Source organism: Rhodopseudomonas sp. (genome assembly GCF_013377015.1).
GTDB lineage: Bacteria > Pseudomonadota > Alphaproteobacteria > Rhizobiales > Xanthobacteraceae > JARJEH01.
Genome location: NZ_JACABA010000002.1, coordinates 922,186 through 938,497 on the forward strand (window position 1 = coordinate 922,186; position 16,312 = coordinate 938,497).

Sequence of the window (16,312 nt, forward strand, 5' to 3'; positions counted from 1 at the left end):
GGAGTTTTGGATCCTCTTATTCCGATCTAGCCCATCCGGCTGATTGATATCAACGACGAGTCACCTGCTCAGCGCGGCCGCTTGCGTGGCTGTGTCGTTAGCCGCCGCGACCCGCAATCGTCGGCTTTTCGCGAATCTCACCGCCGCTTACCAGTCCTGCGACGCTCGACCACGACGCGGATTCAGCCACGGAAAAATAGGCATCCGCGACGATCGCGAGTGCGTTGTCGAGTGTCACGATCGGCAGATGCGATGCCGTCGAGAGGCGCGAGCGGAGCAATTCCTGAAGACCCCGCGCATCGAGGATCAGAACGATCTCCGCGGACGCATCCTCGACGATATCGAAGCAGATCCGAACCGCCGCCGACTGCTCGGCAGTCGGTGCGGGCACAACCTGTGCCCTGGGAAAGCCGCGAAGCCCCCGCGCTCGCCAGATCGATGCGGCGGCGCTACGGGCCCGATCGAAATCTGGATTGGCCAGCAGTGCGGCCGCCGCCTCCATCACGTCCCGACGCTCGGAATCGGCCGGCGACGCCTTCGCCAATGCGGCCATCAGGTCGTCCGGCTGGAACGGCTTGGCCAGGATGTCGTCGAACACGTGATCGACGCCGCGACGCGCCGCCAGACCGTGCCGATCCGCCGTCATACCGATCAGGTGCAGGTGGTCGGTATGCGCTCCGCAGTCATCGCGCATCAGGCGCGCCAGCGCGTAGCCATCCATCTCGGGCAAATGGTAATCGATCAGCGCGACCTGGTAGACGTTATCGCGCAACAGCCGCAACGAGGCAAAGCCGTCGGCTGCGAGGTCGACCCTCCAGTCATGTCTTTCCAGTATCGACGTGATCAGCTCTTGAGCGAACGGATCGTCCTCGACAAGAAGTATTCGCGGCGTTGCCATGTGACCTCAATATCTGTTGGAGCGAGCCACGGTCAGCGGCCCCCGAAAAGCGGCGGCGGGCAGAGTCGGATCGAGCGCAGGCGCCGGTGCGTCAGCCGACGCTTCTATTCTGCGCACCGCCTGCGTCGCCGGAGCTGGCTTCGCGGGCCGCAACGACGCGAGCTGCGGACGGCTTCTGCCTGTTTGTTTTTTCGGGGGGGATGGTTGCGGCGGCTCAATTGACTTGGCTACCTGTTCGATGACGCCAGCTTGCACATCGCCGGGACGCCGGGACAGGTCCAGCCTGATGCCGTCGATCAGGCTTGCGAGCTGATTGGGCGTTGCTCCCATCCGGCAATATCGCACCCGCAGCGAAACCGGCGCCGCGACGTCGCTGGTGTCCAGAGCGTCCAGCCGCTCCAACCATTGCCAGGCATAAATGCAGGCGGCGCCGTTCGCCCACTTGCCCGCGGCAAGTCCGTAGACGCCATAGGCATTGGACCTCGGCGGATCGACGATGCGCATCTCCATGGTCGGAAATTCCGAGGCCAGTTCGGCCCGGATCGCGGCTTCAGTCGGTTTGTACAGCGCAATCGCGGGGCCGTCGCCTGGCTCCAACCGCGTCGCGGTGCGCAGGCTGAGATTGATCTGGCCTGGCTTGAGACCCGGAATGACGCCGTCATAGGCGATGGTCTGCCGAATGCCGTCGGGAAACGGCTGGCTGGTGATCTTTGCGATCCGGCCAGCCTCGGAAGGCAGCGTGGCGATTGCCAGTTCGGCGGAGCTTCCCGCGTCGCGTGAGATCGGAGCCCGGGCCGGCTGCACCGCCCGGTCCAGGCTCACACTTGCGACACGGTCCTGTCCGGACAGACCGCAGGCACCGAGCAACGTCGGGAGCATCAAAGCAAGTATCGGGCGATTCATAGCAGCGGTCCTCGCTCAAGGATGAAAGCGGTTTGCGGCGGTCGCGTTGCCGATTTCGGCGGAATTAGCGGCCGCGGCGTCGGCGGACTGCCGCTGCGACGCATCGACCAGCGCCTGCTCGGCGGCCCATTGCGTCCCCTGCGGCGACCGCAGCATCGCGTTCGGCGACGAGCTCGCCTGCTGAATCCTGTTCCAGCCCGGCAGCAGCGTTCTGCCAAAGCGTTCGTAGGGCATGGCTACGACACCCGGCACCCGTCGCGCTTCGGTGATCGGCGCTGCAACATCGGAAGGCCTCCAGCCCGCCGCGGGCGATTTTACGCCGATGCCGCCTGGGGCCGGTGAGCGGAATGGATTTTCGAGAACAACCGCGATCGGAAATTCGCCGCGGCCTGGCGCGCCTCGCTCCCGGTTGCCTGCTTCGATCCTGTCCGGCATCGGCACCGACCACCGGCCGCCTTTGCGTTGTGCGACCAGCGCCTGTGACGGCGAAGCAGTCCGAAGATCGGACATGAAGGATTCGGCACCGCGATTGTCCGATCCGTCCGCCTGGACCTGGCTCTTGCTGCAGGCGTCCTCCGCTGCGCGCTGGGGGTTGGGAAACATCAATTCGACGACGGAGGCGAACAATCCGTCATAGCGGTTGATGATCTCGACGGCATCGCGATTGCGCTTGAGCCGCTGTAAGGTCAAGGCATAGCCGAGTGCGGTCGTCTCCTTCGGAAACCAGGCTATCGCGCGCCGAAACCATTCCGAGGCGGGTTCCATCTGGCAATTGTTATAGGCGTACCATGCTAGAGCCTGCGCGCCCTCGCCGGACGCCGTCTCCAGCGTGACTTCGGCATAGCGTGCGAGCCGCTTAGGATCCATCGGGGCGCGCTGGGCCAGTTCTTCCGCAACAATGTCGATGTAGAGTGTCATATTGGCAGGCAACGGATCGCGCCATGCATAGGCGACTTCTTCGGCGTCGCGCAGGCGACCGAGCCTTCTCAGCGTGAGCGCAAGCCCAAGAGCGACGGTTGCATCGCCGCCTTTTGCGATCGCCGTTTTGAACTGATCGAGCGCCTCCATCGGGTCGGAGCGTTTCAGTGCGTACCACGCCAGGAGCGCGGCCTGATCCGGCTCCGACGCGGCCTGCGCGTAGTCCCTGAATTTGGCGAAATCGGTTGCCGAAATGTCCCTGGCCCGTGTGTCGTTGAGCAAGGCACTGATCCGCGCCCGGGTGATGTCGACGGCGATGCCATCGAATTCGCTGCCGCCGGCGGCATCCACCCGGGCGCGCTGCAATAATCGATCGACGTCGTTGATCGACAGCAGGCCGAGCGCCTTCTGGACGGTCGCGGTCCGTTCGCTAGGGATTGCGGAACTGACCAGGATGGCGTCCAACACCTGCAGGGCGTCGACGTTTCGCCGGATCCTGGAAAATGCTTCGGCGACATACCAGAGCGTTTCGACATCGTCGGCTGCGACATCGGCGCGCCAATTGCCTGCCGCCGATGCCACTTCGCCCCAGCGTTTTGCTCGGGCATTCGCCAGCAGTGCCACGCGCAACTCTTTGCGCCGTAATTTTTGCTCCAGGTCGGACGACAGCGTCCAATTGCTGTCGCGCGCGATGCGCGCGGCGATCGCGGCGCGCAGTTCGTCGAGCTTTTCCGCGGCGAACAAATCCCATAGCGGACCGTCCTCAGGACTGCCTGGCTTGAACGTCCACAAGTCCGCCGGCGGTTGCCAATCCGGATAGAGTCGGCGCAATCGCCGCGTCTCCGCCTCGACCCGCGCCGTCTGCTTCCGCGACGCGTAGTAGCGAAGCGCGACCTCGTCGACGCGCGCTTTCGGCCGTTCGATCCGGCTTTTCACGATGGACTCATCGCCGCCTGCCGCCCCGGCGGCAAGGCATGGCGCGCACGCACCGCACAGCATTGGCAGCACCATGAGCACGCGAAGCAGCGTCAGCCGCGCAAGCATGACGGATACCTCATCTGTGCGGCGATCTGCGCCAGCAGATGCAGCGTGGCCGGATAGTAGTTTTCCGCGATGTTGGCGGCCTTGAATGATGCCGGAAGTTTGGTTCCGGAGGCGGCGCAGGCGGCCAGATCGGCGATCGCGGCGTAGCCCTTTTCCTCGAGCCACCCAATCTGGCGGCCGCCCGCGGTATCGATCAACGGCAAGCCCCGCGCCGGGTGTTTGGCCCACAGCGCGACGAACGGAGCGAGATCGCTTTCCCTGCCGATTCCGGACCAAGCCAGGTAGAGGGGAATCCGAATCGCATTGTAGGCAAAGCTCGGCGCAAAGCCCGTGGCTGGATGCGGATCGGAGGCGCCAAGAGCGGTCCATTCCACCGGGAGCCCCTGAGCTCCGAAACGGGCCTTCCGCAACAACTCATAGCCGCTGCGAGACAGCGCGGCCCAGTCGAATTCCGGCGCGATGGTGGGAAGTCGATCCAGCGCCGGAAACACCCAATACGAGAGATTGACGACCGGGCCGTCCTGCCGCTCCTCCGCCGCAAATCCGGCAAGGGCTGGAAGTAGTAGCGATCCATGCTGCGTCTGCGGCAGGATCAGCTTGCGACCGACCTCCACGGCGATGCGACGTGCGGCAATTCGGTAGGACGTATTCTTCCAGGTACTGTCGGCTTCCGTCAAAGCCCAGGCCACCAGCAGATCCCCATCCGTTGCATTATTCATATCGGCGATCGCCGGGCGCTTGTCCGGCTCCCAGCGCCATGCCAACAATTCGTCGCCGCGCACCATCAGGTTTGCCCGGGTCCACCCCCAGATCCGGTCGAACGCGTCGCGATCGCCGGCTGCGACAGCCAACACCAGGCCGTAGCCCTGCCCCTCGCTATGGCTGATCTGCGCATTGCCGGTATCGACGACCCGCCCCTGTTCGGTGACGAAACGCGCTTTGTAGGCGCGCCAGGCGGCCTGATCCAATAGCGTGCCGGCGAGCGCCGGCGCGCTGTCGGCCTGCGCATCAGACGCCTTGAGATCCGAAAACTGCGCCATCACAGCAGCGTTCGTCGCCATCAATATCAGGGCGATCGCGAACAACGATTGCAAGATCGGAGACCGCCACCAATTCATGTTGCATTTCTCCGTCCGACGTTCTTGACCAACGCATTTGCCGTGAGCGCCAGCAGCGCCGCCATCAGCAGCGCGCCAATGACGTAGATCGATGGATGCAGCGACAACCAGCCGGCCGCGACAAGCCGCAAGTTGAGCAGCGAAATCGGCTGGGTCTCGATCAGGCGAATCTGCCTCGCATCGGTGGTGTCCAGAATCTCCGCGGCCTCGTTCATCACCGCGAGCCGGCCACGCCACCCGGTCCATCGGGCCGGGCTCACCATGGCCTCGACGGAACGCGCGAGACTACCGGGATCGGGCGCGGTGACGATCGTCACGACATCGTCGCGATCAGTGGCGCGATAGCCTTGCGCCATGATGAGAGACACCGATCGGCCGATCTCGAGATCGGCCGATGCGCGATGCGCGCCAAGTTGCACGCGCACCGCAGCGACCGCTGCGTTCAGCGTGGCCGCTGACCGAGCCGCGGCGGAGCGGGCCAGATCCAACGCCTGATCGACAACGGGCTTGTGGCTGAGCATATCACTCCAGGCTTTGCTCGGAGCGGCCCGCCCATTGGGGTCGGGCGTATCCATCTCGACGGCGAACGGCTCCACGCGCGAGCGTCCGTGCAGGGCTGCCATCACCATATGACGTCGCCCGGCATGACCGCCGGCTTTGACCGGCCCGGGATTATCGGACGTCGAAGCGTCGGCGCTTTGGGCGGCGGGTGTCGCGCGCTCTTGCCAGCCGCGCTGGACCGCCTTCGGGTCAAGCCCGATGTCCGTCATCAATGCAGGATCGAGTGCACGGGCCGGGGCGACCACCAGACCGTGGCCGGAATCGGCACCGGGATTGGCCGCGACCAGCGAGAACGCAATCGGATGACCGGCGACCACCGCCAATCGCACCGCCAAGGTGATCGCGGCCGAGAGCGTTTCGCGATCGGGGCTCGGTACATAGAGTTTCGGTCGCGATCCCGGAATGGAATAGGGATAGCCCCCGGCCATCGTCTGCGCCAGATCCGGCATTTGCCCGACACGGGCAATGCGCGGAAACCGGATTTCGGAATCGCCCAGCAGCAGAAACCGCTCTGAGGCTTCGTTCAGCGCAACGCCGTTGTCACAGATTTGGTCGCTGCCATGCGGAAGCTTCGCGGTGATCTCCAGAATGTTGCGGCCCGGCCGCATCCCGCCCAGCGGCACGACGATGTCGTTGTGGCGGAACAGCCCACCCGACGCATTCGACAACGGCACGCTCGCAGCATCGCGGCCATTCAGATTCACTTGCAGCTGCGCTCCGCTCAGGAGTCCCGCCGCATAGGCACCGTGCAGATTGATCGAGAGCTTGCCGTAGTCGGCGACCAGAAAATCCGCCGGCATTGCGATCTCGATCGGAAGCCGGAACACCCGCCCCGAAAATTCCAGATTCGAAAGCCCAAGGTCGTCGAGATGAATTTGCTCACCGCCCGCAATCCGCAATGCGTTGCGCTGCGTCGGCCAAGTGGAGGTCGCAGTCCCGACCGGTCCGCCCGGCTCGGCCGGCGCGGACAATTGCGCGACGGCGGCGGCAACCTCTTCATCGTTGCGTCCCGTCGCAATCAGGGTGGGAGCCGCGCCTGGGCGACTTCTGGTCAGCACAACGGTGGGGCCGGAAATGTCTGAACGCTGGCCGAATGCCACCAGCGCGCCGCTCACTTCCGCGGCGGTGCCCACGATCAGGTTGATTCCGAAACCCGCATCGGGATCGGCCGCGAAGCTGATCAGCGGGCGCTCGAACCGCCCGGCGAGGGCGATTGCCTGGGCTGCAAGGATAATCTGGTCGATGCGCTGTGGCCTCATCCGGCCATCGAACAGGACGCGAACCACCAGGCTGCCGTCGATGCGCGGATAGACGGCGGCGAGATCGGATGGTCTCGACAGAGCGAGGTCGCCCACCACGACAAAGCCGGTAGCGGCCGGATTGATCTGCGTCCAGAGTTCATAGGTTGCTTCCGTGGAGCAATCGACGCGGTGACGCTGATCGACGGCAATCCGGACTTCATTGAAGCCGTGACGAAGCACATTGGGCGGAATCGCGAATTCGATCGGTGCCAGATCCCCCGGCGCGGCAATTCCTGTCCGGCCGATCTCGACGCCGTTGATGCGCAGAGCAAGCAACGACACCTCCGGCAACACGGACGCGGCCGATTCGTAGCCAAGTCGGAACAATCTGGTCGACGCGGCTTCGGGACTACTCAGATAAATCTGCCAGGTCAGCGCGCCGATTTCCCCGTCGATCCGCCAGCCGGCGGCCGACAGCGGAAGATGGCGAAGCATCGGCGAAGCTAACCTCGCATCATCCCCCGACGGATGGCTCGGCAGCGGCGCGGCACCTGTCGGCGCGGGCCGACCAAACGCTGCGTCCTGATAGAGACCGGCGGTGCCGAGCACGGTTTGGGCACGCAGAGCATCAGGCGTCTGCGTCGCCAGCAATGCCAGTACCGCGCCGCCGACGAGAGCAATCGAGCGGATCCCCCTGTAACTCGGAGCAATTGCCCGCATCACGCCACCCGAAGCGCGGCGCCGGCCGCGCGGTCCTGATCGGATGCCTTCCTCAATTCCTCCGCCGCGAGCGCGAGCATGGACTGCATCCAGACGTCGTACATCGGCTCGCGCGAACACGCCGGAAACGCCGGATGAATGATCGGCGCCGACGGAGCAGAGGACGGCATCACATCTTGCTCGATCTCGTCGATCGGCCCTGCGGAAGCGAGCGCCGGCGCCGCCACGTTCGCTGGTTCGACACGTGTTTCGACGACCGCGATCGGCGGGGCCGCTCTTCCGCGTTGCCAATACAGCAATGCCCGCACTGGGCCTTCGAAACCCCACAAGATGAACTGCAGCGTGGCTTGCAGGAATGTCATGCGGTCGCGCCGACTGGCGAGAAACCGGGTCATCGCGTCGCCGTCGCCATACATCAGTTCGGCAAGACCGAGATATTGTTCGGTTTGCAGTTGATCGAAGCTCAGCGCGCGGCCATTTGCATCGTTCTCTCCGTTAGGCTGCACCAGCCGCACCGCAATGGGAGCCGGTGACGGCCGTCCGTCGAGCGCCACCACGGTCAGACTGCCGACCGAGCCGGCCGCCGCGGCCTGATCCAAGGCTTCGGTCTCGGAGGTCCTGATCAAGCAGCCGCTTGCCGACACATTGTGAATGGCGACATCGATTGCACGATCCGCAAACGACAGCGTCCCTGTTCGGTCGATATCGAGACGCGAACTGCAATCGGCCTGGCCGCGCTCGGCAACCACGCCAAGTGCCACGCCCGCCACCAGCAGATTTGTTGCGGACCACAGCCCGACCACCAGCATCAGGTTGGTTGTGCCCGCCTCGAACGCGTACCTGTAGGCGGCAGTGGCCACCCCGCTTGCCAGCAACAGAAACGCCGCCACGAAAGGAAGAGCAAGCGCCGAAAGATGATCGCGATCGAGTGACAGGCCCTTCGCCGTGACGTTGAACGTCGGCTTGCGCGGAGACATCACAACGGAAACGATCGCACCCAGCAGGTACATGCCCTGAACATATTCGTATAGTTCCGACATCCAGGGCCAGCGGACGCGACCGAACAGATAGCTCTGAAACATCACATTCACCACCATGTAGCTGGCGGTATAGGCGACGGTCTCGTCGATGCTCGAACTGAAGATCCTGACGTCGAAGAAGATGTGCAGCAACGGTGCGAACATGAAGATCAGCCGCGGCAGCGGGAACATCCAGAACATCATGCTTGACAGATAGGCGAGCCGCTGAATCGGCGCGAGCCCGCGCTTGAGCGCCGGATTCTTCAGCAGCATGATCTGGAACATGCCCTGACACCATCGCGAACGCTGACCGATGAATGATTCGAAGGTCTCGGGCTGCAATCCGGCGATCAGCGGTTTATCGACATAGAGGCTGGTCCAGCCCTTGGCGTGAAGCTCGAAGGCGGTCTCGCAGTCTTCGGTGATCGTAACGCCGGAAAAGCCGCCGGCTTCCAGCAGCGCCGCGCGGCGCAGCAGCGCGGCGGAGCCGCAAAAGAACGAGCCGTTCCACTTGTCGAGCCCGCGCTGCGTGATCGAATAGAACATTTCGTTCTCTGACGGCATCCGATCGAAGGTCTGCAGGTTCCTTTCGATCGGGTCGGGATTCAGGAAAACGTGCGGGGTCTGGACCAAAAACAACCGCGGATCTTCGGCGAAATATCCGATCGTCTCCCGCAGAAAGGACCGGAACGGCACGTGATCGGCATCGAACACCACGACGATTTCGCCCTTGGAGGCGTTGAGGCCGGCGTTGAGATTTCCTGCCTTCGCATGCTCGTTGCGTTCGCGGGTCAGATAGCTCACCCCGAGTCGCTCACACATCGCCTTCAGCGCGATCCGTCGCTGCAGCGCCAGCGCTGCCTTGGCACGGTCGCTATCGTTGCATTTCTGATTGGTGCCGCCGTCATCAAGTAACCAGACCGTCAATTTGTCGCGCGGATAGTCCAGCGAAACGGCCGCACTCAGGGTGGCGGCCAGAATACTGTGATCCTCGTTGTAGCTCGGAACGAACACGTCGACACTCGGCAGGGATTCGTCCGACTGAACCGTTGCAGCCTTGCGAACCAGGGGATCGGCGTTGATCACCAGATTGATCGCAAGAAACCCGACGCAATAGAGTTCGGCTGCGAACAGGATGATCCCGAACACAAAGCTCAAAGGCTCGTCGATCGACGGCAGCGTAGAGCTGGCTCGCCAATACACGTATCGCAGCACGACCAGGCTTCCGGTGGCGAGGAAGGCGGTTCGTGCCAGCGCGCCAGACGCGAAGCGCCAGATCGCGGCCATCACGACAATGGCGAAAATCGCCAGGGTGGATTGCGCCGAGACGCTGATCGGTTGGGCGACGAACGCGACCATCATTGCCAGCGCCGCTGCCCATCCCGCCGATCTTGCGATCGCGGCAACGGCGTAGCGCCGCTGTGCCGGCGGCGCGGTTTTGCCGTTCGAGCTCTCTTGATTGATGCGAGGCGGCATGTTCGGGAGATTTCTGTTGCTGACGCTCAATAGGCGGCGCGAATGTCGAGCGATCCGTAGGCGCCACCGCTACCGGACTTGTCGATCTGGTAACCGGCCGACACGCCGAATTGCAGCCCGCCGAGTTGAAGACCCGTGACATGCCCGCCGATCCGCCACTGCCGATAGAAATCGTCGCCGAGCGCGGCCAGTTCCGGGCCGACATAGACCGGCCCAAGCGCCGCCAAGCCCAATTTCACCCTGCCATAATAGGCGTTATAGATCGTCGAATAGGAGCCATAGGCAAACAGCATCAGTCTGTCGGATGGCGAGGCGTAATACTCCACCGCCGTCTTAAGACCCTGGCGCACCCCCGCACTTGGACCTCCGACCTCGGAGCCTGAAAACCGCCAATCGCGGACGTCAACGCCGCCATACACCGACAGCGCCGAGCGTGGCGCTATCCACTGATAACCACCCAACACCGCAACTCCAGCTTGGTCGCCCCTGATCCGTTCGCCGGTCGTCGATGAATCGTATTTGTAGGTCCCGGCGAGCGTCTCGATTCGCAGCCGCGTCCCACTCACATTCAGCGACTGGTCCAGGGCAACGGTACCGGTAACGGAGGCAAATTCGGCCCCCGTCGAAGTTGCGGTCGCCGATGAGTCGACAGCGACGATCCAGTCCTTCGACGGCTTCGGCTCGGAGGCGCCGGTGTACCAATCGGCCGCCTTCGCTTGCATCGACCCGCCGATTTGAACAAGCGCGGCGATCACGGCGACCCGATTGAACAGCGTTCCAAGCTTTCTAACTAAGCAGATGCCAAACACAACATGCTCCCAACACACAACCACAGCAGAAAAGCGGCGGTTCTGGACCTCACCTCGACCGGTGAACTCAGAAGTGCATCAGGCATTTGCGAAGTAAACGAAGCCTTGACCGCCCGGCGACGGCCCAAATTCCGAATGGACTAGATCGACTGGTCGGGGTCGGTCCGCGAATTGGTCGTTCAAGCGTCGCGGCAGATCTCTTGACCTCAGCGCACAACAATTTCTCTGAGGGATCATCCAGCGTACTGATCGACCTAGACCGAGCGACCTAGCAGGCGGGACTTAGTACTTAATACTTGATCAATCATGCCGTCGAACAATTCAGCTAATTTGCCGACAAACCGAATCGATGCTCTCGCGGCGGCCCAACTCCGGCACCGCGGCGGTTAGCGATGATCGACTAACCGGATAGTTCACTCTCGGTCGGATTTCGTATCTTTGCGGAGGATGACAGGGGTGAGCGCGACGATGGTGGCGCGAGGGCTGTTGTAAGACCTGGCGAGCACCACTTTGCCAGCTTGGCGTGGAGCGTCTCGCGCTTGAACGGCTTGCCGATATGATCATTCATTCCGGCTGCGAGAAACCGATCGACTTCGCTTGGAATCACATGGGCCGTCATCGCAACAATCGGCGTATTCGCACCGTTGTGTTCAAGCTCGCGGATGCGGAGGGTCGCCGTCACGCCATCCAAGCCGGGCATCTGGATGTCCATGAAGATGACGTCATAGTGGCTCGTCTGCACCGACGCGATCGCCGAGACGCCGTCGGCCACCATGTCGACCTCGTAGCCGGCCGCCGCCATCATGGCCTGCGCGATCTCGCCGTTCATTTCAATGTCCTCGACAAGAAGTACGCGCTTGCCCTTCGAAACCGGTTCGGCCTCTGCCACTTCCTGCACCGAGGAACGCACTGCCGTCGGCAATTCCAATACGATCGAGAACGTGGATCCCTTGCCTTCGGCAGATTCGAAGCTGATGGTGCCGCCCATCCGCTCGACGAGTTGCTTGGAGATCGCGAGCCCGAGCCCGGCCCCACCGAATTTTCGTCGGACAGAGGTATCGATCTGCGAGAAGCGTTGGAACAGCTTGCCGCGCTGAGCCTCGGGGATGCCGATGCCGGTATCGCTGACATCGAATCGCAGAAGCTGCCCGCCGCCTGCCGCCGACAGCGTCACGGAAATCCCGACCGAACCCGCGGCCGTGAACTTGACGGCGTTGTTGAGCAGGTTCAGCAAAATCTGCCGCAGCCGGGCCTCGTCGCCCCAGACCAATGGCGCGATGCGAGGGTCGATCGACGTGACCAGACGCAATCCCTTGGCCAGGATCAACGGTTCGACGATCTCCAGCGCCGATCCGATCAGCGACGTGACAGAAAATTCGCCATTGTCGATGACAACACCACCGGATTCGATTTCCGAAAAATCCAGGATGTCGTTGACCACACTCAGAAGCGCATTGCCGGCCGAGCGGATCTTCCCGACACGCTGGCGATGTCGGCTCTCGAGGCTTTCGTCGCACAACAGCAGATCCGTGTATCCTAGGATGCCGTTCAGCGGCGTGCGCACCTCGTGGCTCATGGAAGCCAGGAATTCCGACTTCGCCACCGTGGCGGCTTCGGCCGCGACCTTTGCCGACAAAAGTTCGGCCGCGCGATTCTGGCGTTCGGTCACGTCGCGCATGACCGTCCCGATCACGCCCCTGAACTTCTCCGCGAGTTCGCCGAATTCGCGCTCGCATTCCGACAAACTGGCTTGAACCTGCCGCAGTTCGGTGACGTCCTTGCATGTGTAGAGCATACCGCCATTGAACGGCGCCGCCGCAATGTTGAGGACGATTCCGTCGGGTCGCTGATATTCGTAACGGCCGTCTTCTGCAGATGCCGAGGGCGGAATGCTCTGCGCCGCCTCATTGGGCGCGTTCGCAGCCTGAACATCACGATACCGGGCCATCAGCTCCGAGATCAGCGGTCGCGAAAGGACCTGCTGCGGCGATAGACCAAGAAGTTCGATGGCGCTCCGATTGCAGAACGCCACGCGGCCGTGATGGTCCACGACGATCAAGCCGTCCTGCGCATGGTTCAGCGCGGCCAGCAGCAATTCCGCCGGCGCGCTGCGCATCTGGCCATTTCCGGCGAGGCCATCCTTCATCAAAATCACCTATCTGGTTTTGTCCATCGGGTCATACGCCAGTTCATCGAGCAGCACCGCAATCTGCGCCAACACCTCGCCCTGCAGTTCAACGACGACCGCGACGGCATCGGACAGTTCGACATTGTTGCGGGGCGCGTTTTCCAGTTTCCGCGCCGCATCCGACAGGTTGTGGAAACCGAGCATGCCGGCCTGGGATATGGTCCTGTGGGCGCGATCACGCAGTTCGACCGTGTCATCACCTATCGTGAGAGGTGCTTCCAGCTCCGATCGGAAGCGGGCCAACAGGGCAACTACCCGCTCTGCTCCCAACATCGATCTCAGTTCGCCAATTTCCTGGTTCATCGCGCACCCATGCTGGCGTTTGATCGCATCGGCCCGGCCTCACCCGATCGCACCACCGGATCTGGCGCCGTGGACACCACAGCCATCGACCGGCAACCGACCGACCATCAGGACACCGGATCCAGCATCCGCGCACCCATTGCGGCAGCCGCCGACCTGTTCTGCACCTTCAGGCTGCGAAACAGCGCCGCAACGTGAATCTTCACCGTGCCCTCGCCCAGATTGAGCGCCTTGGCGATTTCCTTGTTGGCGTGTCCCTTGACCAGCAGCTTCAACACGTCAAGCTGCCGGGAGGTCAGCGACCTGATCAGATCCGCTCCTGGCCTGACCTGAGGCTGCTCAAGTGTGGCGTCGATCTTGACCGGCTCGGCCCCAACCTCGGCAAGAAATGCCGGGACAAAGATCGCTCCGCCCAATACGCTTTCCAGCGCGCGCGCAAGTTCTACGGGACCCAGATTTTTAGGCACATAGCCATGAACGCCGGCATCGAGCGACATCATGACGTCGCGACGCGCGTTCGATCCGGAAACAACGATCAGCTTTGTCGCAGGGGCGCATTCGCGAACCGCGCAAAGATTGGCCGCGCTGGTGATGCCAGGCATCGATAGGTCGAACAACGCGAGGGTCAGCGACGGATCGTTGCCGAGCTGCTCCATCGCGTCATCGAACGACCCGACCTCGATCACTCTGGAAAAGGCCAGTTGCCGGGTCAGGATGCCGTTCAAGGCCATTCGAAAGAACTCGTCGTCATCGGCGACGAGTGCGTGTGTTCGTAGGGTCATCGATCGGCTCTGGTCATGATAGGGCCCGGCATTTGTTCGCGTCTGATATCGGCTATCTGGTGGGAATCTCGGCCGCAGGCTCACGAGCTGGTGAAAATTATGCTCTGTAGTTGATGAGTTGGGCACTCTTTGACGTGGCGGTCGCGCTGGAATTGCCGCGCGCGCCATAGCCCGAAGCCGTCGATTGGGCGTCTTGGAGCAATTTGAGAAAATCGTTCAGAATGCTGCCCACATCTTCCGACGATGCGCTCGCTGTGCGGCCGGCGCTGGTCGCGGGGCTGGCCGCCGCAGATCCGGCGGCGGACGGCGAAGCGTCGGCTGGCTTCGTCGCCGGTGCTTCAGTACCATCGCCCTGCACGCCGCCGTGACCGGCCGCTTCCGCCTCGAACGCGATCGAGAACACATTCTGCAGCTTGATGGCCTGATCGCTGGTCAGTCGTCCGTTGCTCACTTCGTTCTTGATGAGGGCGTCTATTTTCGCCTTCAGATCGTCGGGCGACGCCGAATTGCTGCTCGTCTCGTCGGCTCGAACCGCGCCAGGCGATGCATCAGACTTGGCGGCCGCCGTTGGCGCGATCTGGACACTTGAATTGGGGGTTTCGGCGGAGCCGTTCTTGGACAGGTCCGACTGCAAGAGCTGTAACGCAGTCGAATACCCGTTCGTCCCCAGCGATATTGCGCCCATCGACATCTCCAGATCGTCGCCAGTCTCACCTTTAATTATGATCTCGTGGTTAATAAAGGCGTGCTATCGGCATCGAATTTGGAAAACGGAGATGTTTGCCCGATCGGACGTCATCGACGCGGCAACAAGTCCCAGCAGGTGCTGCGCTGATCGCTTCTTTCTGTAAGAGACATCCGCAGCCGAAACATTCTGCAACGAACAACCCGACTTCAGCGACGACGAATGGAGCGCTGAGCGGGAAGGCATCGACTGTGAATTACGGTCAACCCCGTCCGGTGGGGTATCTGGGCGGTCGCGTAGCCGGTCGCGAGCGTGTCCACCAAAAGCGCCGGAGCGAGCGAACGGCGGTCATCGATGATTTCACAATGGACAAAACGCCCTTTTCGGGAGATTTCCATGCGATGGCGCGAGGCGTCGGCAATGGATCAAGCAGCATGGCTTTGATTCGTCGTACCAAAGCACTCGATGCGGTCTCGTCCCAGAGACTTAGCCCGATAGAGGCCGATATCCGCCTGACGAAGCAAGGCATAGATGTCATCGTCCGGAGCCGAACTGGCCACGACACCACCACTGACCGTGCAATTGACCGGCGACCCGTCCACAATTGCGCCAGCCTCGGCCACGGCCTTGCGAACCCGTTCGGCCAGTGCATAGCCGGCTTCAATGCCCGAACCCGGCATGATCGCTGCGAACTTCTCACCACCGATGCGACCGATTAAATCGCCAGGCCGGAGAATCCTTCCACAGACTTCGGCGAAGACCTGCAGTACTCGATCGCCGGTCGCGTGACCGCCAGTGTCGTTGATGGCCTTGAAGTGATCCAGGTCGAAAGCCACGAGGGCAACCGGAGTACCGTTGCGTCGGGAGCGGGCCAAGACACGTTCGGGCTTTGAGAAAGAAGCCGCGACGATTGGCAAGACCGGTCAGGGCGTCGGTGTGAGATGTCGCCAGCAGTCGGCCTTCACTCCGCTCCTTCATCATGTCGATCGGACCGTGCGGAATTGACCGCGAGCCAGATCACGGATCAAGCTGCTGCCCGTGCTGCACAGCTTAAGGCTGATCTTCGCCTCACTTCGGAGCAGGAAAGGAACTGGTCAGGTTTTCAGTCTTCTATTGTCGATGTTTGGGGCGCGCAGCGCCTGTTGCGGATCCTCGTCCATGCCTTTGATCCTGAGCATCCAAGACGCCAATCGGGCGGCCCGCAGCGATGCTCGCGTGTAGTCCGCGGTGCCGAGCGCAATCCTGATAGACCCAGACCGGTAAACGGTCCTTAGACAGGCGGGGGTACGGATCGCGAAAATGTAGCGACCTTCGCGACGGGAGATGAAGGCGGAACGTGCCAATTTTGGCCCCTGCGGTGTGAACGATCCATGTGACACACGACACAGATCGCCAGCCGCCCAAGGCGCCTATCATTGATTTTGTTGAGAAATTTCCGAAGTTGGTTTCCGGAATGATCTGGTAGCGGGAGAGCGCTACCGCTTTTCCCCACATCACCCAAATCTGCGATATTTTCTCCGACCGTTTGCTTGACCTTGGCGTGTAGGTTCAAATCCAGGACCTGCAACCATCTCAAATTGCTCCTTGAGACAGCTGCCTAAACAGAACCTTCGGGGGCGCAGATCCCGTATTCAGATTGGAAGTCTC

Annotated in this window: 13 protein-coding genes; all 13 read right to left on the bottom strand. The window is 62.3% G+C overall.

Going from position 1 to position 16,312, the window contains the following annotated elements:
* Positions 1–97: 97 nt before the first annotated feature.
* The 13 genes from HXX15_RS12780 to HXX15_RS23185 all read right to left on the bottom strand — a co-directional run bounded on the left by HXX15_RS12780 (position 98) and on the right by HXX15_RS23185 (position 16,044).
* A complete protein-coding gene (locus tag HXX15_RS12780) occupies positions 98–898 on the bottom strand; it encodes a response regulator (protein ID WP_296516442.1) in 801 nt (266 codons plus the stop codon).
* A gap of 6 nt (positions 899–904) precedes the next feature.
* Positions 905–1,801, bottom strand: a complete 897-nt coding sequence (bcsN, locus tag HXX15_RS12785) for a cellulose biosynthesis protein BcsN (protein WP_296516443.1) — start codon at positions 1,799–1,801, stop codon at positions 905–907.
* A gap of 15 nt (positions 1,802–1,816) precedes the next feature.
* Positions 1,817–3,763 (bottom strand): hypothetical protein, encoded by a 1,947-nt coding sequence (locus HXX15_RS12790; protein ID WP_296516444.1) that lies wholly within the window; start codon positions 3,761–3,763, stop codon positions 1,817–1,819.
* Positions 3,748–4,803, bottom strand: a complete 1,056-nt coding sequence (locus HXX15_RS12795; protein ID WP_296516920.1) for a glycosyl hydrolase family 8 — start codon at positions 4,801–4,803, stop codon at positions 3,748–3,750. Before HXX15_RS12795 ends, HXX15_RS12790 begins: the two co-directional genes overlap by 16 nt.
* A 74-nt stretch (positions 4,804–4,877) precedes the next feature.
* Positions 4,878–7,403: a cellulose biosynthesis cyclic di-GMP-binding regulatory protein BcsB gene (locus HXX15_RS12800; protein ID WP_296516445.1), complete on the bottom strand. Its 2,526-nt coding sequence runs from the start codon at positions 7,401–7,403 to the stop codon at positions 4,878–4,880.
* Positions 7,403–9,820: a UDP-forming cellulose synthase catalytic subunit gene (gene bcsA, locus HXX15_RS12805; protein WP_296516930.1), complete on the bottom strand. Its 2,418-nt coding sequence runs from the start codon at positions 9,818–9,820 to the stop codon at positions 7,403–7,405. The genes HXX15_RS12800 and bcsA overlap by 1 nt, the downstream gene beginning before the upstream one ends.
* Before the next feature lie 104 nt (positions 9,821–9,924).
* Positions 9,925–10,620: a cellulose biosynthesis protein BcsS gene (gene bcsS / locus HXX15_RS12810; RefSeq protein WP_296516446.1), complete on the bottom strand. Its 696-nt coding sequence runs from the start codon at positions 10,618–10,620 to the stop codon at positions 9,925–9,927.
* A gap of 487 nt (positions 10,621–11,107) precedes the next feature.
* On the bottom strand, positions 11,108–12,853 hold the full coding sequence (locus HXX15_RS12815; protein WP_296516447.1) for an ATP-binding protein: 1,746 nt from the start codon (positions 12,851–12,853) through the stop codon (positions 11,108–11,110).
* A gap of 9 nt (positions 12,854–12,862) precedes the next feature.
* A complete protein-coding gene (locus HXX15_RS12820) occupies positions 12,863–13,198 on the bottom strand; it encodes an Hpt domain-containing protein (RefSeq protein ID WP_296516448.1) in 336 nt (111 codons plus the stop codon).
* Positions 13,199–13,305: 107 nt separating this feature from the next.
* Entirely contained in the window at positions 13,306–13,980 is a 675-nt protein-coding gene (locus HXX15_RS12825; protein WP_296516932.1) for a response regulator transcription factor, read from the bottom strand.
* 97 nt (positions 13,981–14,077) lie between these two features.
* A complete protein-coding gene (locus HXX15_RS12830) occupies positions 14,078–14,665 on the bottom strand; it encodes a hypothetical protein (protein ID WP_296516449.1) in 588 nt (195 codons plus the stop codon).
* 425 nt (positions 14,666–15,090) lie between these two features.
* Positions 15,091–15,582: a GGDEF domain-containing protein gene (locus HXX15_RS12835; RefSeq protein ID WP_366558582.1), complete on the bottom strand. Its 492-nt coding sequence runs from the start codon at positions 15,580–15,582 to the stop codon at positions 15,091–15,093.
* A gap of 177 nt (positions 15,583–15,759) precedes the next feature.
* Positions 15,760–16,044, bottom strand: coding sequence for a DUF6538 domain-containing protein (locus HXX15_RS23185; RefSeq protein ID WP_366558583.1), 285 nt, complete (start codon positions 16,042–16,044; stop codon positions 15,760–15,762).
* Positions 16,045–16,312 lie beyond the last annotated feature (268 nt).

Excerpts from the sequence above, each read along its gene's own strand:
- HXX15_RS12830 (WP_296516449.1), bottom strand. The coding sequence starts at position 14,665 with ATGGGCGCAATATCGCTGGGGACGAACGGGTATTCGACTGCGTTACAG.
- HXX15_RS12820 (WP_296516448.1), bottom strand. The coding sequence starts at position 13,198 with ATGAACCAGGAAATTGGCGAACTGAGATCGATGTTGGGAGCAGAGCGG.
- HXX15_RS12825 (WP_296516932.1), bottom strand. The coding sequence starts at position 13,980 with ATGACCCTACGAACACACGCACTCGTCGCCGATGACGACGAGTTCTTT.
- HXX15_RS12795 (WP_296516920.1), bottom strand. The coding sequence starts at position 4,803 with ATGGCGCAGTTTTCGGATCTCAAGGCGTCTGATGCGCAGGCCGACAGC.
- bcsN (WP_296516443.1), bottom strand. The coding sequence starts at position 1,801 with ATGAATCGCCCGATACTTGCTTTGATGCTCCCGACGTTGCTCGGTGCC.
- HXX15_RS12780 (WP_296516442.1), bottom strand. The coding sequence starts at position 898 with ATGGCAACGCCGCGAATACTTCTTGTCGAGGACGATCCGTTCGCTCAA.
- bcsS (WP_296516446.1), bottom strand. The coding sequence starts at position 10,620 with ATGCAAGCGAAGGCGGCCGATTGGTACACCGGCGCCTCCGAGCCGAAG.
- HXX15_RS12790 (WP_296516444.1), bottom strand. The coding sequence starts at position 3,763 with ATGCTTGCGCGGCTGACGCTGCTTCGCGTGCTCATGGTGCTGCCAATG.
- HXX15_RS12815 (WP_296516447.1), bottom strand. The coding sequence starts at position 12,853 with ATGAAGGATGGCCTCGCCGGAAATGGCCAGATGCGCAGCGCGCCGGCG.
- HXX15_RS12800 (WP_296516445.1), bottom strand. The coding sequence starts at position 7,403 with ATGCGGGCAATTGCTCCGAGTTACAGGGGGATCCGCTCGATTGCTCTC.